Genomic DNA, 25,575 nt, shown 5'->3' on the forward strand with positions numbered 1-25,575 from the left:
GCGAAGATCTCTCACTTCTTCTTGCTTGCTTTGCTAGCAGCGCTAGTTGTTTTGGCAACGGCATCGGTTGCAGTATTGATGTTGGTTTGCGCAACCTCAACTGCATGCTTTACTGCCTTTTGACTTGTTTCATATACATTGTTAGCGGAAGCGATTGCTTGCTTGAGGGCTTGAACAGCCACATCAGAGCCAGCTGGTGCGTTCTTGGTCCACTCTTCAACAAGGGCATTCATTTTTTCTTGGCCTGCTTGAAATTCTTTTTCTGCAGATTTAGTAAAACTCTCTTGAGTTTCATGCGCTAATTCATAAAGATGGCGGCTATACGAAATAATTTTTTCAGCGATTGGCTGCACTGTCTCGGCTTGATGAGCGAGAAGCTGTTGAATATCTTTTACCTCAAGAGCCTTCTTTGCGTTGTTCACACTGTCGCTCAAACTTTGTTTGGCGATGGCCAAATTGAGTTCAACTAATTTCTCAATACTTTGCAAAGCTTGGTTCGTTAAGCCGCTTAAGGTTTCTAAATTGGCTTTTTGCGCTGCTGCAATTTGTTCTGGCGTTAAGTTCATGTCAATCCCTTTCATTTGGGGTAATGCTTCTTTCTATTATGACCTCTAGGGTCGGCTTCAAATTTATGCACCATTGTAGATCAGGTATATTGCAATGCAATATAATCACCCTTAGGCCAAGCTTGAACAAGCAGGGTGGGTGTAAAAGAGCCTAAAATCACTCTTTAGTTAAAAATTCTAATAATTTCAGCAAGTTACCCATGAAACTCAGCCTAGATAATGCAACAGCCCCTATATTTGTGCTGATATGGAGTACTGGGTTTGTGATTGCCCGCTTGGCGATGCCTTATGTTGAGCCTGCAACGTTTCTATTTTGGCGTTTTGCTGGGGTTCTTACGGCGATGGCTATCCTCAATCTCATATGGCGCATCACTTGGCCAAGTCGGTCGCAAATAGGCCATATAGCTGTTGCTGGAACCTTGCTGCAATTTGGCTATTTGATGGGTGTCTGGTTTGCGGTCAGGCTTGGCATGACCGCTGGGTTGGTTGCCATTATTGTTGGCCTGCAGCCTATCTTGACTGCTTGGTTTGCAGCTTGGATCTCCGAAAAAGTGTCACCGCGTCAGTGGTTCGGTTTGGCATTCGGTTTTGCGGGCGTTGCTTTAGTGGTTGCTGAAAAAATTGGTTTTAACCATATTCCTTTTGTTAGCTTCGTTTTGGCATTCATAGCGCTTTTGTCGATCACGTTTGGAACTCTCTATCAGAAAAAATATTGCCCCGTATTTGATCTACGTGCTGGATCTTCGATTCAATTCGGGGTTTCAGCAGTGCTCAGCTTCTTCTGTATGTATTTCTTCGAAACCGGCGTGATGGTGTGGAATGCTTCAGTTATTGGCGCATTATTGTGGGCCATTTTCCCTCTATCTATCGGTTCTATCAGTCTCTTATTTATGATGATTCGCAAGGGTGCCGCCACCAAAGTAACGAGCTTGCTGTATTTAACTCCGCCAACTACGGCTTTAATGGCATGGTTCTTATTCAAAGAGCCATTTACAGTATTGATGGCAATTGGCCTGTGTTTGACGATGACGGGCGTAGTTTTGGTCAATGCCCGCCAACCCAATACTGTGGCAACCATTGCGGAATAGGGCGGCTCTATCAAGCCGTATTTATCGAATTGGGGCGAATAAATCCGCCTCCCGCACGGAAATTAATTATCATTCCGTATGTTGAAAGTTTTGGAAGGTATTTTGGGATGCATTTGAATCGGTTTTGGTTGTTGGTAGCTTCTTTATTCTTTACCTTTGCGGTATTGGGAAACGCGTCAGCAAATACCTCTAAGAGTAAAGATAAGCCCGCTAAAACTACCACCAAGGTAGCCACCCAATCTACCAAAAAAGTAGTAGTGAGGTCTCCTAAAACGCCCAAGACCGTGCGAGTAACTGTGACGCGTTCTACTGGCCCAGTAGTTGCTGCACCCCCATCACTAGCAACAGCGTTGGGATTGCGTGGCCAACATGACAACCTGAGTTTGAAGTCAAGCGTTGCGATGGTAGTTAATCAAGATACCAAAGAAGTATATTTCGAAAAAAATCCTTCAGTGAGCTTGCCAATTGCATCCATTACTAAGTTGATGACTGCAATGGTGGTGCTCGATTCTAAATTACCCCTTAATGAAACCATTGTTATCAATGAGCAAGATGTTTATATTTACAAACACTCTCGTTTAGCCGGAGGAACTGCTTTGAGTCGTGAAGATGCATTACATCTTGCACTCATGTCTTCTGAGAACCGTGCTGCATATACCTTAGGGAGAAATTATCCAGGTGGAATTCCGGCCTTTGTAGATGCAATGAATCGTAAGGCAAAAGAATTGGGTATGGACCATTCTCATTTTGCAGATCCTACTGGATTGATGAGTGAGAACGTTTCTTCCGCTGAAGATTTAACCCGCATGTTGAACGCAGCCTATCAATATAAGTTGATTCGTGAATTTTCTACATGGCCAGATCTCACCATGGTGATTGCAAATCGCCCGCAAAAATTTCTGAATACCAATCGTTTGGTGCGTTCTGGAGATATGGATATCGGTCTGCAAAAAACAGGTTTTATTAATGCCGCCGGAAAGTGTTTGGTAATGCAAGCGCGCGTGAATAACACACCACTTCTATTGGTCTTTTTAGATTCTGTAGGAACACAATCACGTTTTGCTGATGCAGTTCGTGTGCGTGATTGGTATGAACGCATGCCATCTGGTGCGCCACCCATACGTCGCTTAATGTAAGGTGTTTGAGTTAGGCGGAAGTGCCTGGCTCACCAATCTTGGGTTTGTAGCCCATCCCCTTGGAGATTTGCAAGGCGGTGTCTTGTAAGGAGCGCAACCAGTCAGCCTGTATACGGTCAGTTGGGGCGCTAAGTGATAGGCCGGCAACGAGTTTTCCAGTGTCATCCAAAATAGCCGCAGCAATGCAACTCACCCCAAGCTCTAATTCTTCATTGTCACGAGCGTTACCCACTTTTCTTACGAGATTGAGTTCGGTTTCCAGTTTGCTTAAATCGGTAATGCTGTTGCGGGTATGACCCGATAAACCGGTGCGAGTGACATAAGCACGTACTTGATTGGGATCATCGCTTGCCAAAAATAACTTGCCAACAGATGTGAGGTGAAGGGGTGCTCGACCGCCGATTGCTCGAACCACCTGCATTCCCGAGCGTTCGCTATAGGCGCGATCAACATAAACAATTTCATCGCCTTGACGTACAGAAAGGTTCACTGTCTCACCGGTCACTTTATGAAGAGTGCGCATCGGAGCTTGTGCTGCATCACGTACAGATAATCTTGCCTTAACCAAATTGCCAAGCTCTAAGAGTTTTAAACCGAGGCGATAGGTGCCACCATCACCACGTTCAACTAAACGACATGCCACCATGTCATTTAGGATGCGGTGTGCTGTAGAGGGGTGAAGTCCAGTTTGTTCAGCCAGATTTTTTAGGCTGCTCGATTCTTCTTGTTCTGACAACGCATCAAGCAAGTTCATCATGCGCTCAACTACCTGGATAGCAGTTTTTGCAACTTCTCCGGTAGTTTTAGAGGTTTTGACAGTTTTGCTAGTGTTCATGCCACCCATTGTAGCGATTCTGCAAGATATTGCATATTATGAAATGGGATTTTATAAAATTTTCCGCAAAAAAGCGGGGTTCTAATGGGTTTAAAGCGAGATTACGACTGTCTTAGCGCCTTAGCGCATTCACTTACCAGATCTGGGCCCTTATAAATAAGGCCGCTATAAAGTTGAACCAAACTGGCCCCAGCCATGATCTTTTCTCGGGCATCAGCACCGCTTAAGATGCCGCCTACACCAATGATGGGAAGTTGGACACCTAATCGCGCCTTGAGCGCTCTGATGACAATATTGGAAGCGATTCGAACCGGAGCGCCTGATAGACCACCCGTTTCCTCTCCATATTGCATGCCTGTTACTGCCTCACGTGAAATAGTAGTGTTGGTGGCAATGACCGCATCAATATTAAATTCCATCAACAGATCGGCGATCAGATGAATATCATTTTGATCTAAATCGGGAGCGATTTTTAAGAAGAGGGGTTTACGTACCCCATAGCGATCACTTAAGCGTTTTCTAGCATCATCTAAGCTCCTTAGCAAAGAGCGCAACATGTCTTCACCTTGGAGGGCTCGTAGATTTTGAGTATTAGGTGATGAAATATTCACGGTAATGTAAGTGGCAATCTCGTATACCGCTTCCATTGCAGCAATGTAATCACTTGCTGCGTCTTCTATTGGGGTGATTGCATTTTTGCCAATATTCAAACCTAGAACACCACCGCGTTGCCAAAATATTGATTGACGCACTCGGGATACGCATGCCTCAACACCATCATTATTAAAACCCATGCGATTGATGATCGCTTCGGCTTGAGGGAGTCGAAACATGCGCGGCTTTGGGTTTCCTGCTTGTGGTCGTGGCGTTACTGTTCCAATTTCTAAAAAACCAAAACCGAGAGCTGCTAGTGAATCAATGTGTTTTCCATCCTTATCCAAGCCGGCTGCTAGGCCTACTGGGTTGGGAAACTCAATGCCACACAGATTCTGTGGATCAGCAATCGGTTTGCTTACCAATCGTTGCAATAGACCAAAACGTTGAGCTCGGTCTAGATTTTTTAAAGTGAGGTTATGGGCTTGCTCGGGGTCTAAGCAAAAGAGCCAAGGGCGCAATAAAGAGTAACGATCGATCATGGGTAGATATTATGACCCAGTCAGCGCTTGCCAATGATCGTCGATTAAACCTTCCATGGGTTGATACTTGGCTTTATAGGACATCTTTTCACTGTCTTTGATGTAATAGCCAAGATAGAGGTATGGCAGATTCAGTTCCTTGGTCTGTTCTAATTGCCACAAAATACTGTAGCTACCAAAACTAGCCGTAGTATCTGATGCGTCATAAAAGGTATAGACAGATGAAATACCTTGCTCTAATAAGTCGATCATGCTGACCATGCGTAAGCGACCAGGGTGGGGGTCTTGCGGTCCATCTCTATATTCGACAATGCGCGAGTTCACGCGACTTTGCAAAAGAAACTGCATGTATTGATCTTGGTCATCGCTGTCCATATCTCCACCAGCGTGCCTTTGATTTTGATAGTTCTGATAGAGCTGGTAATGCTCTTCTTGATAACCCAGGTTCAGAACTGAGGCAACAAGGCCAGCATGTTTTTTCCAGGCACGGCGTTGGCTGCGTGTGGGAGCAAATTGATTGACCAAAATTCGCGTCGCAACACACGCTTTGCATTCGTCACAATAGGGGCGATAGGTGTAAAGACCGCTGCGACGAAAACCGGCATTCAACAGCTCGTTGTAAATATCTGCATGAATTAAATGGGAGGGCGTGGCGACCTGCGAGCGAGCAGTTTTATTGGGCAAATAACTACAGGGATAGGGTGCAGTGGCGTAAAACTGCAGCGCTGTTAAGGGTAGTTCTTTGAGCCGTGTCATAGCCAGTAGTTCAGAATGGATTTATCAAAGTTCCAAGGTCTGTCTATAGTAGATTGATTTACCGATTTTTGCAGATGCTCTAGAAATTCTGGTCTTGGTATGGGTGCGCCACCCAATGAGCGCAGATGGTTGGTTTCTTGTTGGCAGTCGATCATGGCGATGGCATTCTGAATACACCAGGCGCTCAGGGCAGACAGGGCAATTTTTGATGCATTTGGTTTAAGGCTAAACATAGATTCCCCAAAAACCATACTGCCTAATGCAACGCAATAAAGCCCACCAATGAGTTGCCCATTTTCTATAAGAGCAATACTGTGTGCACGCCCTTGTTCAAATAAGGAGGTATAGGCATCCATAATTTCGTGGGTGATCCAAGTTCCATCCTGCTCTTTGCGAGAGCTTGTGGCGCATGCCCGAATTACTGCGCCAAAATCATTATCTACCAATAGTTTTGACTTATCATCCTGGCAAAAATGACGAATATTTTTTTGAAGCGATATGCTGCACTTAAATTCACTTGGTTTCAGAACCATGCGCGGGTCAGGAGACCACCATAAGACCGGCTGATTATCTGAGTACCAGGGAAATATACCCAATTGATATGCTTGTTCTAGCTGTCCGGGGTAGATGCGCTCGCTAACAGCAAAAAGTCCGGGCACACTTTGATCTGGATCCGGATCTCGATAGGGGTTAGGAAAAGGATCATGAGGTCCTAGCCAGGCAATCTGACTCATCTGAGTAATTAAATCTTTTCTGATGGAAGAATGTCTCGACTGCGAACATTCAATTCTTTTCCGGCATCTAGGCGTCCAGTAGCGCGATCCGCAAAAAACCATTCAAGCGTTTGCTTGACGGTAGGAAAGGCTAGGTCATTCCAGGGAATTTCATGTTCATGAAAGAGCGCTACCTCAAGACTTTCTTCGCCAGCACAGAAATCTGGAGAGGACATGGTGGCAAGGTAAAACAAATGAACCTGTTCTGCATGCGGAACATTAAGCAGGGAATATAGTGGGCCAATTTCCACCACGGCACCTGCCTCCTCAAGCGTCTCTCGAGCAGCACCATGACTAGTGCTTTCACCTAACTCCATAAAACCCGCTGGCAAAGTCCAGTAACCATGTCGAGGCTCAATTGCACGACGACATAACAGAACTTGTTCGCCGAAAACTGGAATACTGCCAACCACATTACGGGGGTTTTGATAGTGAATGCTGCCACATGCTTCGCAAACATGACGTTCGCGTGAATCATCCGCTGGAATTTTGATGGTGAGAGGAGATGCGCAGTGAGGGCAAAACTTCATAAATACTTTCTAAAAATGGGCTTTGATAGCGCCTCGAAGCGCATTACTAAGAATAATCTCATCTGCTTCTAATACATCCTGAATAGTCAGGTTCGCTTCACGGGCATTCATCTTAGGGTCTGTGAGTAAGCTTGCACGCATAACACCTGGTAATAGACCTGTAGATACAGGGGGCGTTAGCCAGGAAGTGCTGTTGGATGGTTTAATAAAGATGCTTGAACGCCCACCCTCAGTCACAAATCCTTGTTCATTTATAAAGAGCGCATCAAACCCTCCTTGCTGAACAGCAGCTTGCCAGGCTTGATCATAGAGACCTCGATGGGTAACTTTGTGGCGCAGCAATGCATTCCCTGAAAACATCGTGCAATCAAAAGGCAGAATATCGGCAGCCCAAAAAATCTTTACTAACGGTTTAAGGGCTTCAAGTTGTCCGGTAGTCGCGCTAATGATTCCAGTAGGACTTAGATCTAAGCGGAGCCTAAAGTCATGATCTGAATTAAGCGCTTTGCATGCTTCACTTATCGTTGTTTGAGCATTTACTCGATCAAACTGAATGCCTAGAGCCAATGCGGATGCTTGCATTCTATTGAGATGAGCTTCAATATTCTGAGTTTTGCCTTGTTTAATGGCAATGGTTTCGAATAAACCAGTATGGCTAGGTAAATTCTTTAAAAAAGCAGACTTAATATGGCACTCTTGCCATTCTTGTTGCGCATCTGAATCAATTGTTATTCCAGCGCCGATTCCTAATGTGAAATGGGCAGCATGACTGTTGGCATCTTCAGATATTTCTACTGTTCTGATGGGGACACTCAGCGCAAAATCACCGCTTGGATCGAGCCACCCCAAGGCGCCACAGTAATATCCGCGATCCTCGGGTTCTAGTTCTTGAATAATTTCCATGCTGCGTTTTTTGGGGGCGCCAGTGACTGACCCACAGGGAAAGACTGCCTCCAATATATTGACAAGGGAGATGCTTGGTTTGATCTGACCCTCTACAGTTGAGGTCATTTGCAAGACATCACCATGTCTTGCAACTGCAAATAAGTTAGGTACTGTCACGCTACCAGGTAGGGAGATGCGGCTTAAATCGTTGCGCAATAAATCGACAATCATCACGTTCTCAGCTTGATTCTTGGGGTCCGCAGATAATGCACCTGGTGTATCCGATAGAGCGCTTGCAGTCCCCTTCATTGGCATTGCTTTCAGAATATCTCCATTGCGCTCAATGAATAATTCAGGCGATTGAGAGAGGAGGTGATGGGTATTTGATTTGATGTAAGCACCAAATCTACCTGGCTGACGATTGCGAAGGCGTTGGTATAGTCCTAGGGGTGATCCGTAGGTTTTCCCTTTGATCCGATAGGTGTGATTGATTTGATAGCTATCGCCACTACGAATATATTCCTGTATTACGGCAATGTCTGATGCAAACTGGGCTTCTGTTAAGGTTTCCTCAACCTCCAATACTCCTGCAATACCTTGAGATACACCTTCTTTTCCTAATTCATCCTCAATCAGAGTATCTACCTCTGATTTTGAGAGCTTCTTGTAATCTTGAAATGACCAAGCTTCGATCAAGGGGTGATGATTAGAGGAATTTGGTTTTTGTGGCAAATGATGGATTGATCTTCCAAGCTCATAGGCAAATGCCGTAACCACAAATTGCCCCTTACTCAGTGCAGTGGTGATTTCTATAAGGCAAGTTTGAGTTGCTTCATGATCGATGGCGTTATCGCCACTTGGACTGACGCACCAGTAGTGAAGCGGATTTTGGTATAGGCGACTGGTTGGATTAGCCGCTGTACTTTGCGCATCATCGAGCAAAATCATGGCGGCTATTCAGTAGGCTGAATTATTTCAGGATGGTCGCTGATTGAATGATGACTGGGTTAGTCGGGACATCAGACATGCGACCCATGCGTGGTGTAGGGGCAACCATAGTGGGCACTTTGCGGATGGCATCAATAGTCTGCGTGCCTGAAATCACTTTTCCAAAGACGGTGTAACCATTTCCCATGGCATTGGGATAATCAAGCGCCTGGTTATCTTTGACGTTAATAAAAAATTGCGCAGTAGCTGAATCGGGATCCGAAGTGCGAGCCATAGCAATGGTGTAAGCATTGTTCTTTAAACCATTTTGAGCTTCTGAAGCAACCGGAGCATCGGTTTGCTTTTGAGTGAGGTCAGGTGTAAATCCACCACCTTGAATCATGAAGCCATCAATGACACGGTGAAAAATAGTGCCGTTATAGAAACCGCTTTTTACATAGTTTAAAAAGTTAGCGGTTGTCTTCGGCGCTTTATCTGAATCTAATTCCACAACAAAATTACCTAAAGTAGTTTTAAATTCAACCTTAGGACCTGCAATCGCTGCTTGGCTAGCGAAGCAGCTAGCAATCAAAATAAGGCTGGCAAATAGTTTGCGCATGAAAACTCCCTGAGTAATTGAAATGAATACTAATGATTGTATTGCCCAATTAATAAATCGATGCAATATCACCGTGGGGTAAGTGGATTACCTTAGACCGTTTGGAATAGTGCTGGCAAAGGCGTATGGGGCCTCCTCAAACATGCCGGGTCTTTCAAGGTAATCCAGGGTCCAGTCAATGGTGTCCAGGCCCCAAAAACAGTGCTGATTGAGGATAAGAGCGGGGACTCCAAACGCACCATCAGCTTTTGCTTTATTGGTATTGGAAACCAAGGCTGCTTTGACTTCTGGGCTTTCGGGTTTGGGGGTATTGGCTCCTAGGCCAAGATAAGCACAAAACTCAGACCAAGAAAGCGTCGGGTCTTTGCCTTCAAGCCATACAAAGTCAAAAGCACGCTCTACCATTTGCCAATCTGCATTAAGCTCAAGAAGCAAACGCTGAGGAGCAACACTTAAAAAAGGATGACGTTCAGGGAAGCGGAAGGGGATGCCCAGTCTCTCGGCCTGCCAGATACAAAAATGATAGGTATGAGGGCGTTTTTCGGTGACTTCAGCGGGCCCAATATTTTCCGTTGCTCTTAGTAAGCCACCCAATAGAACTGGAACGGGCGTGATATCAAGCTTATCTTCAAGGCGATATCTTTGCTTGACATACAGGTAAGCGAATGGGGAGATGATGTCATAGTAAAAAGTGGCTGGTAATTTAGCGCTCATCCGAAATCCTTTTATTTCTTTTTATGTTCAGAATCTAGCTTGCGTAAAAAAGCAATCTTCTCTTTGATCTGGCTCTCAAGGCCGCGCTCTACTGGTTCATACCAACGAGGATTCTCCATGCCATCAGGAAAATAGGTTTCACCGGCGGCATAAGCATGGGGTTCATCATGCGCGTAGCGATAGGCTTTGCCGTGTCCAAGCTCTTTCATGAGCTTAGTAGGTGCGTTTCGTAGATGATTTGGGACTGGCTTGGATTGATCGTTGGCCACATAGGCACGCGCTGCATTAAAGGCGTTATAGCTCGCATTGCTTTTAGAGGCAACCGCCAAATAGACTACCGCTTGACCTAAAGCGAGCTCACCCTCAGGAGAGCCGAGCCTTTCAAAAGTTTGTGCAGCATCGTTTGCGATTTGCATTGCTCGAGGATCGGCAAGTCCAATATCTTCCCAAGCCATTCTAATGATGCGCCGGGCTAAATAGCGTGGGTCTGCTCCACCATCAAGCATGCGACAGAACCAATACAGGGATGCATCCGGGTCTGACCCTCTGACAGATTTATGGAGCGCAGAAATTTGATCATAAAAGTGATCGCCACCTTTATCAAAGCGTCGCGCTTGTGCACTGAGCGCGCTCTCAACGAATGCCTGGTTCACTGAAGCTACTTCTGCTCCAGGAGTGGTAACCGCATTCCGAATTTGCTCAACCAAGTTGAGAAGGCGTCTGGCATCACCATCAGCATTCGAGATGAGGGTTTCTGTAGCACTATCTTCAAACGTGACGTCTGGCATTGCAAATTGATGGGCACGATCAAATAGTTGCTTGAGCTCATCCGCGCTTAATGATTTCAGTACATAGACTTGTGCTCTTGAAAGTAGGGCAGAGTTAACCTCAAAAGAGGGGTTTTCAGTAGTGGCGCCAATAAAAGTAAATAAGCCTGATTCCACATGAGGTAAGAGGGCATCTTGTTGACTTTTATTGAAGCGATGGATCTCATCAACAAACAAAATCGTTTGTTTGCCATATTGCGCCATATTTTGCTGGGCTTGCTCGATAGATTCACGAATTTCTTTTACACCAGCCAATACAGCTGAGATTGCAATGAACTCGCGGTCAAAGGCTTTGGCTGATAAGCGCGCCAAGGTAGTTTTTCCTACGCCTGGAGGCCCCCATAAAATCATTGAGTGCGGCTTACCAGAGGCAAAGGCCAAATTCAGGGGCTTGCCAGTGGCTAGTAAATGGGTTTGTCCAATGACTTCAGTGATCGTTTTTGGACGGAGCGCTTCCGCTAATGGTGGCGTTGGCGTGCTATCAAAAAGACCGCTCATTGCATCATGCTTGAATAAAGAGGATGACTACTGCAGCCCAGGTAAGGCAAGCTACCGCAACATAAGTTAAGCGATTGCGCATGGTCATAAAGGCTGCACGAGTTACATCATCTGAAAAATAATAACGGTAGGTGTTTTGATCAATACTACGTTGGATGATGAGCATGGCTGCCAGAATTAGTAAACCCACTGGTATATAAATATGAAGAGCAACCCATGCAACCAAAGCGGGTATCACTCCCCATATCCACGCATTACGATCGACCCAACGATCTCCTGTGAGAGGCTTGCCTAGAGTATGAAGACTTGCACCCCAATGCAAAGCTCCCATAAAGGAGGTGATGATGGCGCCATATCCCGCTAAAGACTCTGCGCTGAGATAGTTCACAGGTGTAGGTGCTAGTTGCACCATCAGTGCCAACCCTACAAAAGGGATCAGGCCGGCATATGCTAATTTGCGAACAAGAGGTGGAAGGGGATTCACAAGAGGATTGATGGTTAGATTGATAAAATGACGAATAGTTTATTTGTCGTAGGTGTAAACGCCACGACCAGTTTTACGACCGAGGTAACCTGCTGCAACCATTTCACGAAGAAGAGGGCACGGACGATATTTAGAGTCGCTGAAGTTTTCAAAATACACTTCCATTACTGCAAGGCAGGTATCAAGACCGATTAGGTCTGCGAGTGCAAGCGGTCCAATAGGTTGGTTGCAGCCCAATTTCATGCCGGCATCGATATCTTCAGGGCTAGCTAAACCTTCAGAAAGCACGAAGAAGGCTTCATTAATCATTGGAAGCAAGATGCGGTTAACAACAAACCCGGGTGAGTTCTTTACGGTGATGGGTTCTTTGCCAATACGCTTAGCCATCTCAATAATAGCTGCATGTGTTTCGTCACTTGTTTGCAATCCACGAATTACCTCAACTAGTGCCATCAAGGGCGGGGGATTGAAGAAGTGCATGCCAATGAAGCGTGCAGGATTGGAATCCAACGCAGCTAACTTGGTAATAGAAAGCGATGAAGTATTGGTGGCAATAATAGTTTCTTTACCGACGATCTCATCGACTTGTTTCAAAATCTTTTCTTTGATAGCCTGATTCTCAGTCGCAGCCTCAATCACTAGCTCCAGACCCTTGAAGTCGGCATAAGAAGCGCTTCCTTTGACGCGCTTCAGAGCTGCATCCTTTGCTTCAGGCGTTAAGGTTTCTTTTTTTACAAGACGATCCAAGCTCTTACTGATTTGATCCAGTCCGCGTTGAACAGCGGCATCATTAATATCTACCATCACAACATCTAAACCAGCTACTGCGCATACTTGAGCGATACCATTTCCCATGGTACCTGCGCCGATTACACCTACTGATTGAATCTTCATCTTATTTCTTTCTTTGATACTGGGTTGATCCAAATAACTGCTCTCTTGCTTTGTCATCATGCAAGGGCTTACGTAATGATGTTAATACCTCACACCCGCGGATTACTGCAGGGCGTTTGCCAACCATTTCATACCAACGCTTAAAGTTAGGAAAATCTTCAAGATCGATTCCCTGATTTTTCCAATTCCGAGTCCAGGGATAAATGGCAATATCGGCAATGGAATAGGTTTTACCGGCAATATATGGATTATCTTTCAGTTGGGTATCTAAGACCCCATATAGCCGCTTTGCTTCATTGGTATAGCGATTAATGGCGTACTCAATTTTCTCAGGCGCATAGAGTCGAAAGTGGTGATTTTGCCCAAGCATGGGGCCTAAGCCACCCATTTGGAACATGAGCCATTGCAATACTTCGTATTTCCCACGGGCCGATTTGGGTAAAAATTTTCCAGTCTTACCAGCTAGATATAGAAGAATGGCACCCGATTCAAAGACGTGAATAGATTTTCCATCCGGACCATTGGGATCAGTAATTGCTGGGATCTTATTGTTTGGGCTGATCTTCAAAAAGTCAGGGGTAAATTGATCACCTGCACCTATATCAATAGGGTGAGCTATCCAGTCTCGACCCAAGCGATAGCCACACTCTTCGAGCATGATGTGAACTTTATGACCATTAGGTGTTGGCCAGCTATAAACATCAATCACATCTTTATTTTTTTTACTCATCTTCTTCTCTTTTTTACAGTGATTGCAAACGTTGCAAGGCGCTAGCTAAAGTTTTTTCTTGTTTGGCAAAACAAAAACGGACCACACCGGATTCGGTAGGCTTTTGATAAAAAGCGGAAACCGGAATCGCTGCTACACCAACTTCGGTAGTGAGCCATTTGCAAAATTCTGCTTCTGGTAATTTTGCTTCAGGAATATTGAGCGCCGTGTAATCAACGCATTGAAAATAAGTTCCAGGTGTAGGTAATTGCTTAAATCCTGTTTTCTCTAATTCAGCCCTAAAGAAATCACGCTTTGCCTGGTAGAAGTCTGGAAGATTCAAATAATGTGCTGCTTCAGAAAGGTAAGATGCTAGCCCATATTGCATTGGTGTATTTACAGTAAATACATTGAACTGGTGAACCTTGCGAAACTCTGCTGTTAAAGAGGCGGGGGCAGCAACATAACCGACCTTCCAGCCCGTGACATGGTAAGTTTTACCAAAACTAGAAATCAAAAAGCTTCTGGCCGCCAGCTCTGGATGCGAGGCAACGCTGTGATGCTTGGCGCCATCGTAGACCATATGCTCGTACACTTCGTCGCTTAAGACTAGGGTTGAGGTGTTCTTTAACAAGGACGCTAAACGATCTAAGTCTGCCTTTTGCCAAACCATACCCGTAGGGTTGTGTGGTGTATTGATAATCATTAGGCGTGTTTTGGGATTAATCGCTTTTGTTAATGCTTCCCATGGGATGACGTAAGAGGCTACTTGGCCATTTTGATCGCGCATAGTTTCCAGGGAAACGGCAATTGCTTTTCCACCAGCCAATTCAATAGATGGTCGATAGCTATCGTATGCGGGTTCAATAATGATGACTTCATCACCAGGACCAACACAAGAAAGAATGACAGTCAAAATTCCTTGAGTGCCGCCAGCAGTGACTGTGATTTCAGTGTCGGGATCATAGTGATGCTGATATAAATCACCTATCTTCTTTGCGATCCCATTTCGTAAATCACCTATACCAATCATTGGAGGGTATTGATTGTGATCTGCCAGCATGGCTTCGTTCACCTTGCCAATTAAATTTCGATCGCATGGGAAATCCGGAAACCCTTGACCTAAGTTAATGGCCTGATGTTCTGCGGCAAGCGCCGACATCACAGTAAAAATCGTAGTGCCCACATTGGGTAAGCGACTGGGAAACGATGGAGTGATGTTTGGTGAGGTCATAAATAAAAAATGGGCTAAATACGTCCTACAGGGCTTTTATGCGGATATATCAGGTAGTCGCTAGAATGGAAGAAATTCATATACAAATTGTGCCATGTTGATCGTACTTTCTCCTGCTAAATCCTTGGATTACAAGACCCCAATCAAGGTCAAGGCACCCACATTGCCTGAGTTTGCCTCGGAATCAGCCAAGTTGATTGCTGAACTAAAAAAATTAGCTCCACAGGACGTGGCGAAGTTAATGAGCTTATCCGACCAATTAGCCGTCTTAAACGTGGGACGCTATCGTGATTGGTCTAAAAAATTCACTGTAGATAATAGTAAGCCGGCTATTTATGCATTTGATGGCGATGTTTATGATGGCTTTGATGTCAAAAGCCTAAATACCAAGGCGATTGATTTTGCACAGGACCACGTGCGAATACTCTCAGGCCTCTATGGCGTTTTACGTCCTTTAGACCTCATGCAGGCCTATCGTCTGGAGATGGGCACCAGCCTTAAGAATATCCGCGGTAAAGATCTATATGCATTTTGGGGTGGAAGGGTGACCGACTCACTGAAGGCACTGCTGGGGAAGCAAAAGAAACCCGTATTGCTCAATCTGGCCTCTGAAGAGTATTTCAAGGTACTCCAGCCCAAAGAGCTTGATTGCCCTGTGATTGCACCCATATTTCAGGATGCCAAGGATGGTAAGTACAAAATTATTTCTTTTTATGCCAAGCGAGCCCGTGGTTTGATGGCTCGTTATGTAGTCGAAAATCGCATTACCGATCCAGAGGACTTAAAAGGCTTTAATCTAGATGGGTACAAATACTTTGCTGCTGAATCTAAGATAGATAAACCTGTGTTTAGAAGGGCGGAAAGAAAATAATGGCCGTACATCGCACAAAATCTTCGCAGCGTAGCTCTCCTGAGGCTGAAAAATTAGTCTCGGATGCTATTTCTTTAGCGGCCTCTGGAAGTCAGGTTGAGGACCGCTTTTGGGAAGAGCGGCTTACGGTACGTCTAATGCGTTTATTAAAAAGTCAAAATCAAAATGTGATTGATGCGGCTTTGGATCAGACATTTCGTATTAATACAGTCGCGTTTGAAGTGCTCGCCGATACTGCTGAAACGCTTGCCGAGTCTTTAAAGATTGAGCATGAAAATCAAGAGTGGGATGTTCTTTTAATTGCAATGCCAATTGTGGCGCATACACGCTATCAAATTCCTTCGGGCCCCTTGCAGACCAATATGATTGAAGCTACAGCACAAGCACTGCATTCTTCTATAGCTGCCACCGATGCCCGTCTAGCAATAGTACCTTGGCTTTACAGCATTGATCAAATGCCGCATTCCCATTGCCAGACACGCATCTTGATGGAAGCCCTAGCTAGTGCGGCAATCTGCGCAAAAGAAGTCAAGCTGGAGTTGCGCGACATGTCTGAGACTATTGCGGTGTTAGCGGATCCACGATTTATCATTGCCGCCTTAAGCGCTCCTAGCGGTTCACCTATTTTCAAATGGCAAGAAGAATCGCCAGCTCGTCAAGAGCGTGGCGTCAGTTTGATTGGATGGCAAACCGCAATGCATGAACCAGTAGCATCGATGTTGCCCGGCTGCGAGTTTGAGCTTTTATTGCCAGAGGCGTATTTCACCAATTGTCGTTTAGCTGATAAGCATGTGCGTCCACTCAGCATTCGTGCGGGAGTGAATTTCTTAGAAAGTACACTAGGCATTCTGCCTGCGGGCTTATCTTGTGTTGTTGGCGCCTTTGGAGAAGAGCAGGCAGATGAATACCGAATTTCATTTAGTGCTAAAGGCTCATCCGAGGTGATGTATGGAGTGATTTGGCCTTTATATGATCGTGAGAGTGTTTCTAGCGATGCCTTAAATGATCTATCGGATGATGAAAGTCCAATCAAGAAGATTTGCGATGCCCTGCATGATGCGGGAGTAGAAGATGTCTTCCGTCATGCGATGTTGTTTGATCCAGAATTATGTGATGACTGTGGCGCGCCCTTATTTCCCGATCGATCAGGTGAGGCAGTGCATGCAGAAATGCCGGAGGATACCCCAACACAACAGCCGTTGTTTCACTAAGAAAATATGAACAAGAAAAAAGCCGAGAAACTCTCGGCTTTTTTTTACTTTCATTTGTTTAAAACTTAGTTTTGCACAAAAGGCTCTGTTCCCGCAAACAAATGTGGCAACTTACCGGCTTTCATATCTGCTGTTTGGCAGAAATCAGCAAGGCGCACACCAGCTTTAATGTTGAACAACATAGCTTTGTTGCCCAGCACTACAAGATCAAAACCGGAGTTCATGTTCTTATAACGCAAGCTACCCGGCAAGGAAGTTTGACGTTCTAAGTCGTACGTTTTAGCTTCCCAAGTTAAGCGAACTTTCTCGGAAGAGCCGGTCGTCTTAAATTGCTTGCTATCTTGGCATGACCATGTAAATGCTTCTTCATCAGCACTCGCGTTAGTAGCGCCCATGAGGCATGCAATCGCGAGGCCAATAGTGAGAAGGGATTTCTTCATGTGTTTAATTTCCTGAGTGGATTAAGGAAGCAAATGCTTAACGCCAGCTTGCTCTTCAAGCAATTCGTTCAAGGTATGTGTCATGCGCTCACGGGAAAACTCATCGATCTCTAATCCTTCGATCATTTTGTATTCGCCGTTTTCGCAAGTGACAGGGAAGCCATAAATGACTTCAGCTGGAATGCCGTATTCGCCTTTGGAAGGAATGCCCATGGTGACCCATTTGCCGTTTGTTCCAAGCACCCAATCGTGAATGTGATCAATCGCAGCATTTGCTGCAGAAGCTGCTGATGATAAGCCGCGAGCTTCGATAATTGCTGCACCACGCTTACCAACAGTTGGAATGAAAACATCTTTATTCCAAGCTGCATCGTTGATGCTATCTTTTACTGACTTGCCATCGATTGTTGCAAAGCGATAGTCTGGATACATGGTTGGGCTGTGATTACCCCAAACAACCAATTTTTCAATATCAGCAACAGGCTTGTTTAATTTATTCGCCAACTGTGAGAGCGCGCGGTTGTGGTCAAGACGTAACATTGCTGTGAAGTTTTTCGCAGGGATATCTGGAGCAGATTTCATTGCAATGTATGCATTGGTGTTTGCTGGGTTGCCAACAACTAATACTTTTACAGTTTTCTTAGCAACTGCGTTCAATGCTTTACCTTGCGCTGTGAAAATTTGCGCATTGGCTGAGAGCAAATCTTTACGCTCCATGCCAGGTCCGCGTGGACGTGCGCCAACTAAAAGGGCAACGTCGATATCTTTAAATGCAGTCATAGGATCGGAGTGTGCAGTCATTCCAGCTAATAGCGGGAATGCACAGTCTTCCAGCTCCATCATCACGCCAGTTAAAGCCTTTTGCGCTTTTTCGTCTGGAATTTCTAGTAATTGAAGGATTACGGGCTGATCTTTGCCCAAAAGGTCGCCATTGGCGATGCGGAATAAAAGGGAATATCCGATTTGACCGGCTGCACCGGTTACGGCGACACGCATTGGGGCTTTTGCCATTACTTAGAACTCCAGAGGAAGGTTAATTAACGAAAACTTTTCTATTATCCATTCAAGTGTATGGACTTTCCATTTACACTGTCAATGATGTCTTATATAAGACTTAGAATTACAGTGAATTTTATCCAATTGATAACCGTCATGGAGTGAATTTGTCAGAAATAAACTTGCCGATCGCCTCATTTAGCCCTCTGTATGAACAGATTAAGGCGATGATTTTGGCCAGCTTGCAGGCCTCTGAGTGGCTGCCGGGCGCCGCTATTCCTAGTGAAATGGACTTGGCGGCTCGCTATGCCGTGAGCCAGGGAACTGTTCGTAAGGCTATTGATGAGTTGGCTGCACAAAACCTACTTGTTCGTCGCCAAGGCAAAGGGACATTTGTCGCCACTCACCAAGAGGATGACTGGCAGTACCGTTTTCTGCGTCTGGCGCCTGATTCTGGCGAGAAATTTCACCTAACCAATCAATTTCTAGCCTGTGTACAAGCCAAAGCTAGCTCATATGTCGCCAATTTGCTTAAATTAAAGGCAGGCGACCCCATTATTCATATTGATCGTGTACAAAGTTTTGCAGGCCAACCCATTGTTTTTGAAGAGATTTGGCTACCTGGAGGCCGCTTTAAGGGCTTGGATCTTGAAGCATTGAACGCGTGGCACGGACCCATGTATGCCTTCTATGAGGGTGAGTACGCCACGCATATGGTGAGGGCTGAGGAAAAAATCAAAGCAGTGTCAGCTGATGAGATCCTGGCAAAGCATCTGAATTTACCGCTGGGCGCACCCCTCCTGTCGGTTGAGCGGGTTGCTTTTACCTACGGGAATAAACCAGTAGAAATTCGGCATGCCAGATACGACACTTCAGAGCAGCACTATGAAAACAAATTGAATTGAATTTATCCGTTAAAACCCCTAATTAACCCCTATAAACCCGTAAAAATCCCCACCGCCCTTAAGGTTTCCAATAGAATATGTTGCGACACAACAAAGTCACACTGAACCTCCACCTAACGATAGAGATTACCCATGGTTGAAGCACAGCAAAATGTAAAAAAAGATAGACCGGTTTACCGAAACATCGGTTTAGCCCAGTTGGTGAAATATCGCCTTCCTTGGGCCGGAAAAGTTTCTATTCTTCATCGCATCAGCGGAGCAGTACTGTTCCTCATGTTGCCGTTCCTCTTGTATCTTTTAGACCAGAGCCTCGCTTCTGAAGTGAGTTATCAAAAGTTCCAAGCGATTACCGGCCATGTATTGGTGAAGATAGTCTGTCTTGGATTGATCTGGTGTTTCTTGCACCATTTCTGCGCCGGCATCCGTTACCTCTTACTCGATTTGGAAATCGGCGTAGAGAAGTCTGAAGCCAATCGTTCAGCCATTTTTGTATTCTGTCTTGGCGTGGCTTTGACTGCGGTTGTTGGTCTTAAATTATTCGGCTTGTACTAAGCGTTTCTTCACTAAGGAAATTTCATGCCTATTTATCAAATTGGACCAAAGCGCTTAGTTGTTGGTGCGCATTACGGCCTCAAAGAATGGATCATTCAACGCGTCACCGCGATTGTGATGGTGGTATTTACGATTGTTTTATTGGTTGACTACTGCATCACTGGTAGCGCAACTTATGAAGGCTGGTCAAGCCTCTTTAGCAATCAATTCATGAAGTTATTGACGTTGTTGGCATTCATCAGCTTGTTCTATCACGCTTGGATTGGTATCCGTGATATCTGGATGGATTACATCAAGCCGGTCAGTATTCGTTTAACACTCCAAGTGTTGACCGTTCTGTATCTCGTAGCCTGTGCGGCCTATGCCGTACAAATTTTGTGGAAAGTGTAATTAGATGACTGCAATTCAAAAATCATTGCCACGCCGCCGTTTTGACGCGGTGATTGTTGGTGCGGGTGGTTCAGGTATGCGCGCCTCGTTACAGTTAGCTGAAGCTGGCTTGAATGTTGCTGTACTCACTAAAGTATTCCCAACACGTTCCCATACGGTAGCTGCCCAAGGTGGTATTGGCGCTTCCCTCGGCAACATGAGTGAAGACAATTGGCACTACCACTTTTACGACACTATTAAAGGGTCTGACTGGTTAGGCGATCAAGACGTGATCGAATTTATGTGTCGTGAAGCACCAAAAGCCGTTTATGAGCTCGAACACTTTGGTATGCCATTTGACCGTAACCCAGATGGCACGATTTATCAGCGCCCATTTGGTGGTCATACTGCAAACTATGGTGAGAAGCCAGTGCAACGTGCTTGTGCTGCTGCTGACCGAACCGGTCACGCCATGTTGCACACTTTGTATCAACGCAACGTACGTGCAAAAACCAATTTCTTTGTTGAGTGGTTAGCGCTCGACTTAATCCGTGACGATGAAGGCGATGTTGTTGGTGTAACTGCCCTCGAAATGGAAACAGGTCAGGTATACATTCTCGAAGCCAAAGTAGTGTTGATGGCAACTGGTGGTGCTGGCCGTATTTGGGATGCATCTACCAATGCATTTATTAACACTGGTGATGGTATGGGCCTCGCAGCTCGTGCAGGCATTCCATTGGAAGATATGGAGTTCTGGCAATTTCACCCAACTGGCGTTGCTGGTGCTGGCGTGTTGCTGACAGAAGGCTGTCGCGGTGAAGGCGGCATCTTGCGTAATAAAGATGGCGAACGTTTCATGGAGCGATATGCGCCAACTTATAAAGATTTAGCCCCGCGTGATTTCGTTTCACGTTGCATGGACCAAGAGATTAAAGAAGGGCGCGGTTGCGGTCCTAATGGTGATTACGTTGTGCTTGATTTAACGCACATTGGCGCCGAAACTATTATGAAGCGCTTGCCTTCTGTGTACGAGATCGGTATCAACTTTGCTAACGTTGACGTTACTAAAGAGCCAATCCCAGTAGTGCCAACGATTCACTATCAAATGGGCGGCATTCCTACGAATATTAATGGTCAAGTTGTTGTGCCTGCCAATGGCATTCATAACGAAATTGTCAATGGTTTGTATGCGATTGGTGAGTGCTCATGCGTATCAGTGCACGGCGCAAATCGTTTGGGTACCAACTCATTGCTCGACCTTTTAGTATTTGGCCGTGCAGCAGGCAATCACATTGTTGCCATGGATCTTAAAAATCGTGAGTTCAAAAAATTACCTGAGAATGCTGGTCAGCACACATTAGAGCGTATTGCTAAGTTGGATAACTCCACTTCTGGTGAATATGCACAAGATGTTGCAAATGACATTCGTAAATGCATGCAGAAATACGCTGGCGTATTCCGCAACCAAGAGTTGATGGACGAAGGTGTTCGTCAAATGGCTAAATTAACTGAGCGCGCTAAGCACTTATGGGTTAAAGATAAGTCAGAGATTTTCAATACAGCACGTATTGAGGCCTTGGAAGTGGCTAACTTGGTTGAGACTGCAAATGCAACTATGATTTCTGCGGCAGCCCGCAAAGAAAGTCGCGGCGCACACTCACATGATGATCATCAAGAGCGCGATGATGACAACTGGATGAAGCATACCCTTTGGTATAGCGAAGGAAATAAGCTGTCTTACAAGCCAGTTGTATTGAAGCCTTTGACCGTTGAGTCCTTCCCTCCTAAAGAACGTACTTTCTAAGCGAAGAGAAATAGAAAATGAGTGATATCCGTATATTCGAAATTTACCGCTACGATCCAGATGTCGATGCTGCGCCGCGCATGCAACGCTATGAGTTAGAACTTACTGGCGAGCGTATGTTGTTAGATGCTTTAATTTCTTTGAAGAAACAAGACGAAACGATTTCTTATCGTCGTTCATGCCGTGAAGGCGTTTGTGGTTCAGATGCAATGAACATCAATGGCAAAAATGGCTTGGCCTGTTTAACCAATATGTTGACTCTGCCAAAAGTTATTACATTGCGCCCATTACCTGGCTTGCCAGTTGTGCGCGATTTGATCGTCGATATGACTTTGTTCTTCAAGCAATATTTGTCTATCAAGCCTTACTTAGTAAACGACAATCCAGCTCCAGAAAAAGAGCGTCTCCAAAGCCCTGAAGAGCGTGAAGAGTTGAATGGTTTGTATGAGTGCATTTTGTGCGCATCATGCTCAACATCTTGCCCATCTTTCTGGTGGAATCCAGATAAGTTTGTCGGTCCAGCTGGTTTGTTGCAGGCGTATCGCTTTATTGCCGACAGCCGTGACGAAGATACTGCGCGCCGCTTGGATAACTTAGAGGATCCATACCGATTGTTCCGTTGCCATACGATTATGAATTGCGTGGACGTATGTCCTAAGCATTTGAATCCAACTAAGGCAATTGGCAAGATCAAGGAGTTGATGGTTCGTAGGGCGGTATGACCCTCGGTAATGCAGAGTTATATCGTTTAAAAAGTGATGCCCGCAGGGGATTGCTGGAGAACGATTTAATTCTGCAACGTTTCTTTGAGCGCTACGGCGCACAGCTAAGCGTAGAAGATGGAAATGTATTGAGCCAGTTATTGGCACTAGAGGACAACGATCTGATGGACTTGTTAATTGGGCGTAAAGATTCTGTACCAACACTGGAGAAGGAGATGGAAACAGCCTCCTTTAAGGCGGTTTTACAGAAGCTGAGAGAGAAATAAATCAGCATTTTGGTGCAGTGGCAGTAATAGCATGTGATCGAATAGTGTATTAATCATCAATTTGAATGACTAAGGATTAGAAATGATTGAATCGGACATCAAGGCAAAGCTCTCGTTTTCGGACGGTACTCCAGATATTGATCTGCCAATTTATAAAGGGACTGTTGGTCCTGATGTAATCGACATTCGTAAGCTCTACGGTCAGACTGGTAAGTTCACTTATGATTCAGGCTTCCTTTCTACTGCGTCATGCAATAGCAAAATTACCTACATCGATGGTGATAAGGGTGAGTTGCTCTATCGCGGCTACCCTATCGAAGACTTGGCGCATAACTGTGACTTTTTAGAGGTTTGCTATCTCTTGATTAATGGCGAGCTGCCAAATGCGACAGAGAAAAAAGGTTTCGAAGAAATGGTCATGCACCACACTATGGTTCATGAGCAAATGCAATTCTTCTTGCGTGGCTTCCGTCGTGACGCACATCCAATGTCGGTATTGACCGGTTTGGTTGGCGCAATGGCTGCTTTCTACCACGATGAAATTGATTACAGTCAACCTAAAGCACGTGAAGTCGCGCAAATTCGCTTGATCGCGAAAATGCCAACTCTAGTTGCCATGGCCTATAAGTACTCTGTAGGACAGCCATTTATCTATCCAGATAATTCTTTGTCATATACAGCAAACTTTATGCGCATGATGTTTGCAACACCTTGTGAAGAGTACAAAGTAAACCCAGTATTGGTACGTGCTTTGGACCGCATCTTCACATTGCATGCAGACCATGAGCAAAATGCTTCTACTTCAACGGTTCGTCTGTGTGGCTCTTCTGGCACAAATCCTTTTGCTGCTATCTCTGCTGGTATTGCCTGCCTCTGGGGCCCAGCTCACGGCGGTGCAAATGAAGCCTGCTTGCAGATGTTGAATGAAATCCAAGCCAATGGTGGCGTTGAAAAGATTGACGAATTTATTGCTCAAGTCAAAGATAAGAACTCTAGTGTTCGCTTGATGGGCTTTGGCCACCGCGTTTATAAAAACTTTGACCCACGCGCTAAGTTGATGCGTGAAACTTGCTACGAAGTATTGAATGAATTAGGTTTGCAGGATGATCCATTGTTCAAGTTGGCAATGACTCTTGAGAAGATTGCTTTGGAAGATGATTATTTCGTTAGCCGTAAGCTTTATCCAAACGTAGACTTCTACTCCGGCATTGTTCAGCGCGCCTTGGGCATCCCAACTGAAATGTTTACCTGTATCTTTGCCTTGGCAAGAACAGTTGGCTGGATTGCTCAGTGGGAAGAGATGATCACTGATCCTGAGTACAAAATTGGACGTCCACGTCAGTTGTATGTTGGTGAAACTGCACGCAAAGTTCCTAACATTACTGTTCGCAAATAAGGGTTTTAAGGTCTCTCATGTCTCGTACGCTTTATGACAAATTGTGGGATGACCACGTTGTTTACTCTGAAGAGGATGGCACAGCCACGATCTATATCGACCGTCAGCTATTGCATGAGGTAACCAGTCCTCAGGCGTTCGAAGGTCTGAATTTGGCTGGTCGTCCTGTTTGGCGCATCTCTGCTAATTTAGCAGTCAGTGACCATAACGTTCCTACTACTGATCGTTCCGAAGGAATTGCAGATCCAATCTCAAAGCTTCAAGTAGATACCTTGGATCAAAACTGCGATGCTTTTGGTATCACTCAATACAAGATGAACGATACCCGTCAGGGAATTGTTCACGTCATTGGGCCAGAGCAGGGTGCAACCTTACCTGGTATGACAGTGGTATGCGGTGACTCTCATACAAGTACGCATGGCGCCTTTGGAGCCTTAGCGTTTGGTATTGGAACCTCCGAAGTGGAGCATGTATTAGCCACTCAAACGTTGCTCATGAAAAAGAGCAAGAATATGTTGGTGCGTGTTGATGGCCGTTTGCAGCCAGGCTCTACTGCTAAAGATATTGTGCTTGCTGTGATTGGGAAGATTGGCACAGCCGGCGGCACTGGTTACACCATCGAGTTCGCCGGTGAAGCTATTCGAAACCTTTCTATGGAAGGTCGTATGACGCTTTGCAATATGGCGATTGAAGCTGGCGCCCGCGCTGGTTTAGTTGCTGTTGACGAAACTACTATCGAATATATTCAAGGTCGCCCATACTCACCTAAGGGGCCTGCGATGCTACAAGCTCTGCAATATTGGAGAACTTTGCACACTGATGCAGATGCTAAGTTCGATGCTGTTGTGGAATTGCGTGCAGAAGAAATTGCTCCTCAAGTCACTTGGGGTACTTCACCAGAAATGGTTCTCGCTATTAGTGAACGCATTCCTGATCCAGAAAAAGAACGAGATCCAAATAAGCGCTCTGCAATGGAACGTGCTTTAGAGTATATGAACCTTACTCCTAATACGCCATTAAGCAGTATTACGATTGATAAGGTTTTTATCGGCTCTTGCACCAATAGTCGCATCGAAGATATCCGCGCGGCTGCTAAGGTTGTAGACCGCCTTGGTAAGAAGGTAGCGCCTAATGTGAAGTTAGCATTAGTAGTTCCTGGCTCTGGCTTGGTTAAAGCCCAGGCGGAACGTGAAGGTTTAGATCGTATTTTTAAAGCTGCCGGCTTTGAATGGCGTGAGCCAGGCTGCTCTATGTGTTTGGCAATGAATGCTGATCGTTTAGAGCCAGGTGAGCGGTGTGCTTCAACCTCTAACCGGAACTTTGAAGGTCGTCAGGGTAATGGCGGCAGAACCCATTTAGTTAGCCCAGCAATGGCTGCGGCAGCTGCAATCGAAGGTCATTTTGTTGACGTTCGTAAAATTTCATAGAGGTT

28 protein-coding genes are annotated in these 25,575 nt (G+C 45.3%); 12 read left to right on the plus strand and 16 right to left on the minus strand.

Annotated elements, in window-relative coordinates; all coding sequences use genetic code 11:
* Nucleotides 1–11 precede the first annotated feature (11 nt).
* Nucleotides 12–566, minus strand: a complete 555-nt coding sequence (locus PNUC_RS03850) for a phasin family protein (RefSeq protein WP_011902580.1) — start codon at nt 564–566, stop codon at nt 12–14.
* 200 nt (nt 567–766) lie between these two features.
* Here PNUC_RS03850 and PNUC_RS03855 point away from each other — a divergent pair, with 200 nt between their 5' ends.
* Together PNUC_RS03855 and PNUC_RS03860 are read left to right on the plus strand one after the other, a co-directional pair.
* Entirely contained in the window at nt 767–1,654 is an 888-nt protein-coding gene (locus tag PNUC_RS03855; RefSeq protein WP_011902581.1) for a DMT family transporter, read from the plus strand.
* A gap of 107 nt (nt 1,655–1,761) precedes the next feature.
* Nucleotides 1,762–2,790 carry a serine hydrolase gene (locus PNUC_RS03860; protein WP_011902582.1) on the plus strand — a complete coding sequence of 343 codons (1,029 nt, stop codon included), beginning with the start codon at nt 1,762–1,764 and terminating at the stop codon, nt 2,788–2,790.
* Nucleotides 2,791–2,800: 10 nt separating this feature from the next.
* Here the strand turns inward: PNUC_RS03860 and PNUC_RS03865 are convergent, their stop codons facing one another.
* The 13 genes from PNUC_RS03865 to PNUC_RS03925 all read right to left on the minus strand — a co-directional run bounded on the left by PNUC_RS03865 (nt 2,801) and on the right by PNUC_RS03925 (nt 14,611).
* On the minus strand, nt 2,801–3,634 hold the full coding sequence (locus PNUC_RS03865) for an IclR family transcriptional regulator (protein ID WP_011902583.1): 834 nt from the start codon (nt 3,632–3,634) through the stop codon (nt 2,801–2,803).
* Nucleotides 3,635–3,726: 92 nt separating this feature from the next.
* The gene (locus PNUC_RS03870) at nt 3,727–4,761 is read right to left on the minus strand and encodes a quinone-dependent dihydroorotate dehydrogenase (protein ID WP_011902584.1); all 1,035 of its coding nucleotides are present in this window, start codon (nt 4,759–4,761) and stop codon (nt 3,727–3,729) included.
* A gap of 9 nt (nt 4,762–4,770) precedes the next feature.
* Nucleotides 4,771–5,517, minus strand: coding sequence for an arginyltransferase (locus PNUC_RS03875; RefSeq protein ID WP_011902585.1), 747 nt, complete (start codon nt 5,515–5,517; stop codon nt 4,771–4,773).
* Nucleotides 5,514–6,251 (minus strand): leucyl/phenylalanyl-tRNA--protein transferase, encoded by a 738-nt coding sequence (gene aat, locus PNUC_RS03880; protein WP_011902586.1) that lies wholly within the window; start codon nt 6,249–6,251, stop codon nt 5,514–5,516. Before aat ends, PNUC_RS03875 begins: the two co-directional genes overlap by 4 nt.
* An 8-nt stretch (nt 6,252–6,259) precedes the next feature.
* The gene (locus tag PNUC_RS03885) at nt 6,260–6,820 is read right to left on the minus strand and encodes an NUDIX hydrolase (protein ID WP_011902587.1); all 561 of its coding nucleotides are present in this window, start codon (nt 6,818–6,820) and stop codon (nt 6,260–6,262) included.
* Nucleotides 6,821–6,829: 9 nt separating this feature from the next.
* Nucleotides 6,830–8,653, minus strand: a complete 1,824-nt coding sequence (locus PNUC_RS03890; protein WP_011902588.1) for a bifunctional aminodeoxychorismate synthase component I/aminodeoxychorismate lyase — start codon at nt 8,651–8,653, stop codon at nt 6,830–6,832.
* 22 nt (nt 8,654–8,675) lie between these two features.
* Nucleotides 8,676–9,251, minus strand: a complete 576-nt coding sequence (locus PNUC_RS03895) for a peptidylprolyl isomerase (protein WP_011902589.1) — start codon at nt 9,249–9,251, stop codon at nt 8,676–8,678.
* An 87-nt stretch (nt 9,252–9,338) separates the two neighbouring features.
* Nucleotides 9,339–9,965, minus strand: coding sequence for a 2-hydroxychromene-2-carboxylate isomerase (locus PNUC_RS03900; protein ID WP_011902590.1), 627 nt, complete (start codon nt 9,963–9,965; stop codon nt 9,339–9,341).
* Nucleotides 9,966–9,976: 11 nt separating this feature from the next.
* Entirely contained in the window at nt 9,977–11,290 is a 1,314-nt protein-coding gene (locus PNUC_RS03905; RefSeq protein WP_011902591.1) for a replication-associated recombination protein A, read from the minus strand.
* A 4-nt stretch (nt 11,291–11,294) separates the two neighbouring features.
* A complete protein-coding gene (locus PNUC_RS03910; protein ID WP_048812079.1) occupies nt 11,295–11,774 on the minus strand; it encodes a DUF3429 domain-containing protein in 480 nt (159 codons plus the stop codon).
* 39 nt (nt 11,775–11,813) lie between these two features.
* On the minus strand, nt 11,814–12,668 hold the full coding sequence (locus PNUC_RS03915) for a 3-hydroxybutyryl-CoA dehydrogenase (protein ID WP_011902593.1): 855 nt from the start codon (nt 12,666–12,668) through the stop codon (nt 11,814–11,816).
* A gap of 1 nt (nt 12,669) precedes the next feature.
* Entirely contained in the window at nt 12,670–13,377 is a 708-nt protein-coding gene (locus PNUC_RS03920; protein WP_048812229.1) for a glutathione binding-like protein, read from the minus strand.
* Between the two features lie 34 nt (nt 13,378–13,411).
* Nucleotides 13,412–14,611, minus strand: a complete 1,200-nt coding sequence (locus tag PNUC_RS03925) for a pyridoxal phosphate-dependent aminotransferase (protein WP_011902595.1) — start codon at nt 14,609–14,611, stop codon at nt 13,412–13,414.
* Between the two features lie 94 nt (nt 14,612–14,705).
* Between PNUC_RS03925 and yaaA the strand changes: the two genes are divergently transcribed.
* Together yaaA and PNUC_RS03935 are read left to right on the plus strand one after the other, a co-directional pair.
* A complete protein-coding gene (yaaA, locus tag PNUC_RS03930) occupies nt 14,706–15,482 on the plus strand; it encodes a peroxide stress protein YaaA (RefSeq protein WP_011902596.1) in 777 nt (258 codons plus the stop codon).
* On the plus strand, nt 15,482–16,693 hold the full coding sequence (locus tag PNUC_RS03935) for a DUF2863 family protein (RefSeq protein WP_011902597.1): 1,212 nt from the start codon (nt 15,482–15,484) through the stop codon (nt 16,691–16,693). The genes yaaA and PNUC_RS03935 overlap by 1 nt, the downstream gene beginning before the upstream one ends.
* A 65-nt stretch (nt 16,694–16,758) precedes the next feature.
* Here the strand turns inward: PNUC_RS03935 and PNUC_RS03940 are convergent, their stop codons facing one another.
* Complete coding sequence (locus PNUC_RS03940) at nt 16,759–17,133, minus strand: hypothetical protein (protein ID WP_011902598.1); 375 nt, start codon at nt 17,131–17,133, stop codon at nt 16,759–16,761.
* A gap of 21 nt (nt 17,134–17,154) precedes the next feature.
* Nucleotides 17,155–18,144 (minus strand): malate dehydrogenase, encoded by a 990-nt coding sequence (locus PNUC_RS03945; protein ID WP_011902599.1) that lies wholly within the window; start codon nt 18,142–18,144, stop codon nt 17,155–17,157.
* Between the two features lie 146 nt (nt 18,145–18,290).
* Between PNUC_RS03945 and PNUC_RS03950 the strand changes: the two genes are divergently transcribed.
* The 8 genes from PNUC_RS03950 to leuC all read left to right on the plus strand — a co-directional run bounded on the left by PNUC_RS03950 (nt 18,291) and on the right by leuC (nt 25,570).
* On the plus strand, nt 18,291–19,034 hold the full coding sequence (locus PNUC_RS03950; protein WP_223245949.1) for a GntR family transcriptional regulator: 744 nt from the start codon (nt 18,291–18,293) through the stop codon (nt 19,032–19,034).
* A gap of 132 nt (nt 19,035–19,166) precedes the next feature.
* Nucleotides 19,167–19,586 carry a succinate dehydrogenase, cytochrome b556 subunit gene (gene sdhC, locus PNUC_RS03955; RefSeq protein ID WP_011902601.1) on the plus strand — a complete coding sequence of 140 codons (420 nt, stop codon included), beginning with the start codon at nt 19,167–19,169 and terminating at the stop codon, nt 19,584–19,586.
* A 24-nt stretch (nt 19,587–19,610) separates the two neighbouring features.
* Complete coding sequence (gene sdhD / locus PNUC_RS03960) at nt 19,611–19,976, plus strand: succinate dehydrogenase, hydrophobic membrane anchor protein (protein ID WP_011902602.1); 366 nt, start codon at nt 19,611–19,613, stop codon at nt 19,974–19,976.
* A 4-nt stretch (nt 19,977–19,980) separates the two neighbouring features.
* On the plus strand, nt 19,981–21,759 hold the full coding sequence (sdhA, locus tag PNUC_RS03965; RefSeq protein WP_011902603.1) for a succinate dehydrogenase flavoprotein subunit: 1,779 nt from the start codon (nt 19,981–19,983) through the stop codon (nt 21,757–21,759).
* Between the two features lie 17 nt (nt 21,760–21,776).
* Entirely contained in the window at nt 21,777–22,481 is a 705-nt protein-coding gene (locus tag PNUC_RS03970; protein ID WP_011902604.1) for a succinate dehydrogenase iron-sulfur subunit, read from the plus strand.
* Nucleotides 22,478–22,747, plus strand: a complete 270-nt coding sequence (locus tag PNUC_RS03975; protein WP_011902605.1) for an FAD assembly factor SdhE — start codon at nt 22,478–22,480, stop codon at nt 22,745–22,747. The genes PNUC_RS03970 and PNUC_RS03975 overlap by 4 nt, the downstream gene beginning before the upstream one ends.
* 82 nt (nt 22,748–22,829) lie before the next feature.
* Entirely contained in the window at nt 22,830–24,143 is a 1,314-nt protein-coding gene (gltA, locus tag PNUC_RS03980) for a citrate synthase (RefSeq protein WP_011902606.1), read from the plus strand.
* A gap of 17 nt (nt 24,144–24,160) precedes the next feature.
* Nucleotides 24,161–25,570 carry a 3-isopropylmalate dehydratase large subunit gene (gene leuC, locus PNUC_RS03985; RefSeq protein WP_011902607.1) on the plus strand — a complete coding sequence of 470 codons (1,410 nt, stop codon included), beginning with the start codon at nt 24,161–24,163 and terminating at the stop codon, nt 25,568–25,570.
* Nucleotides 25,571–25,575 lie beyond the last annotated feature (5 nt).

The sequence above is a fragment of the Polynucleobacter asymbioticus QLW-P1DMWA-1 genome (genome assembly GCF_000016345.1).
Lineage (GTDB): Bacteria > Pseudomonadota > Gammaproteobacteria > Burkholderiales > Burkholderiaceae > Polynucleobacter > Polynucleobacter asymbioticus.

Bases quoted from the DNA above. Each gene is read 5' to 3' on its own strand.
- PNUC_RS03970 (WP_011902604.1), top strand. From the start codon at position 21,777: ATGAGTGATATCCGTATATTCGAAATTTACCGCTACGATCCAGATGTC.
- sdhC (WP_011902601.1), top strand. From the start codon at position 19,167: ATGGTTGAAGCACAGCAAAATGTAAAAAAAGATAGACCGGTTTACCGA.
- PNUC_RS03860 (WP_011902582.1), top strand. From the start codon at position 1,762: ATGCATTTGAATCGGTTTTGGTTGTTGGTAGCTTCTTTATTCTTTACC.
- PNUC_RS03855 (WP_011902581.1), top strand. From the start codon at position 767: ATGAAACTCAGCCTAGATAATGCAACAGCCCCTATATTTGTGCTGATA.
- PNUC_RS03975 (WP_011902605.1), top strand. From the start codon at position 22,478: ATGACCCTCGGTAATGCAGAGTTATATCGTTTAAAAAGTGATGCCCGC.
- PNUC_RS03870 (WP_011902584.1), bottom strand. From the start codon at position 4,761: ATGATCGATCGTTACTCTTTATTGCGCCCTTGGCTCTTTTGCTTAGAC.
- sdhA (WP_011902603.1), top strand. From the start codon at position 19,981: ATGACTGCAATTCAAAAATCATTGCCACGCCGCCGTTTTGACGCGGTG.
- PNUC_RS03925 (WP_011902595.1), bottom strand. From the start codon at position 14,611: ATGACCTCACCAAACATCACTCCATCGTTTCCCAGTCGCTTACCCAAT.
- PNUC_RS03945 (WP_011902599.1), bottom strand. From the start codon at position 18,144: ATGGCAAAAGCCCCAATGCGTGTCGCCGTAACCGGTGCAGCCGGTCAA.
- yaaA (WP_011902596.1), top strand. From the start codon at position 14,706: ATGTTGATCGTACTTTCTCCTGCTAAATCCTTGGATTACAAGACCCCA.
- gltA (WP_011902606.1), top strand. From the start codon at position 22,830: ATGATTGAATCGGACATCAAGGCAAAGCTCTCGTTTTCGGACGGTACT.
- PNUC_RS03935 (WP_011902597.1), top strand. From the start codon at position 15,482: ATGGCCGTACATCGCACAAAATCTTCGCAGCGTAGCTCTCCTGAGGCT.
- PNUC_RS03885 (WP_011902587.1), bottom strand. From the start codon at position 6,820: ATGAAGTTTTGCCCTCACTGCGCATCTCCTCTCACCATCAAAATTCCA.
- PNUC_RS03940 (WP_011902598.1), bottom strand. From the start codon at position 17,133: ATGAAGAAATCCCTTCTCACTATTGGCCTCGCGATTGCATGCCTCATG.
- PNUC_RS03905 (WP_011902591.1), bottom strand. From the start codon at position 11,290: ATGAGCGGTCTTTTTGATAGCACGCCAACGCCACCATTAGCGGAAGCG.
- PNUC_RS03865 (WP_011902583.1), bottom strand. From the start codon at position 3,634: ATGGGTGGCATGAACACTAGCAAAACTGTCAAAACCTCTAAAACTACC.
- leuC (WP_011902607.1), top strand. From the start codon at position 24,161: ATGTCTCGTACGCTTTATGACAAATTGTGGGATGACCACGTTGTTTAC.
- PNUC_RS03875 (WP_011902585.1), bottom strand. From the start codon at position 5,517: ATGACACGGCTCAAAGAACTACCCTTAACAGCGCTGCAGTTTTACGCC.
- sdhD (WP_011902602.1), top strand. From the start codon at position 19,611: ATGCCTATTTATCAAATTGGACCAAAGCGCTTAGTTGTTGGTGCGCAT.
- PNUC_RS03850 (WP_011902580.1), bottom strand. From the start codon at position 566: ATGAACTTAACGCCAGAACAAATTGCAGCAGCGCAAAAAGCCAATTTA.
- PNUC_RS03900 (WP_011902590.1), bottom strand. From the start codon at position 9,965: ATGAGCGCTAAATTACCAGCCACTTTTTACTATGACATCATCTCCCCA.
- aat (WP_011902586.1), bottom strand. From the start codon at position 6,251: ATGAGTCAGATTGCCTGGCTAGGACCTCATGATCCTTTTCCTAACCCC.
- PNUC_RS03890 (WP_011902588.1), bottom strand. From the start codon at position 8,653: ATGATTTTGCTCGATGATGCGCAAAGTACAGCGGCTAATCCAACCAGT.
- PNUC_RS03915 (WP_011902593.1), bottom strand. From the start codon at position 12,668: ATGAAGATTCAATCAGTAGGTGTAATCGGCGCAGGTACCATGGGAAAT.
- PNUC_RS03895 (WP_011902589.1), bottom strand. From the start codon at position 9,251: ATGCGCAAACTATTTGCCAGCCTTATTTTGATTGCTAGCTGCTTCGCT.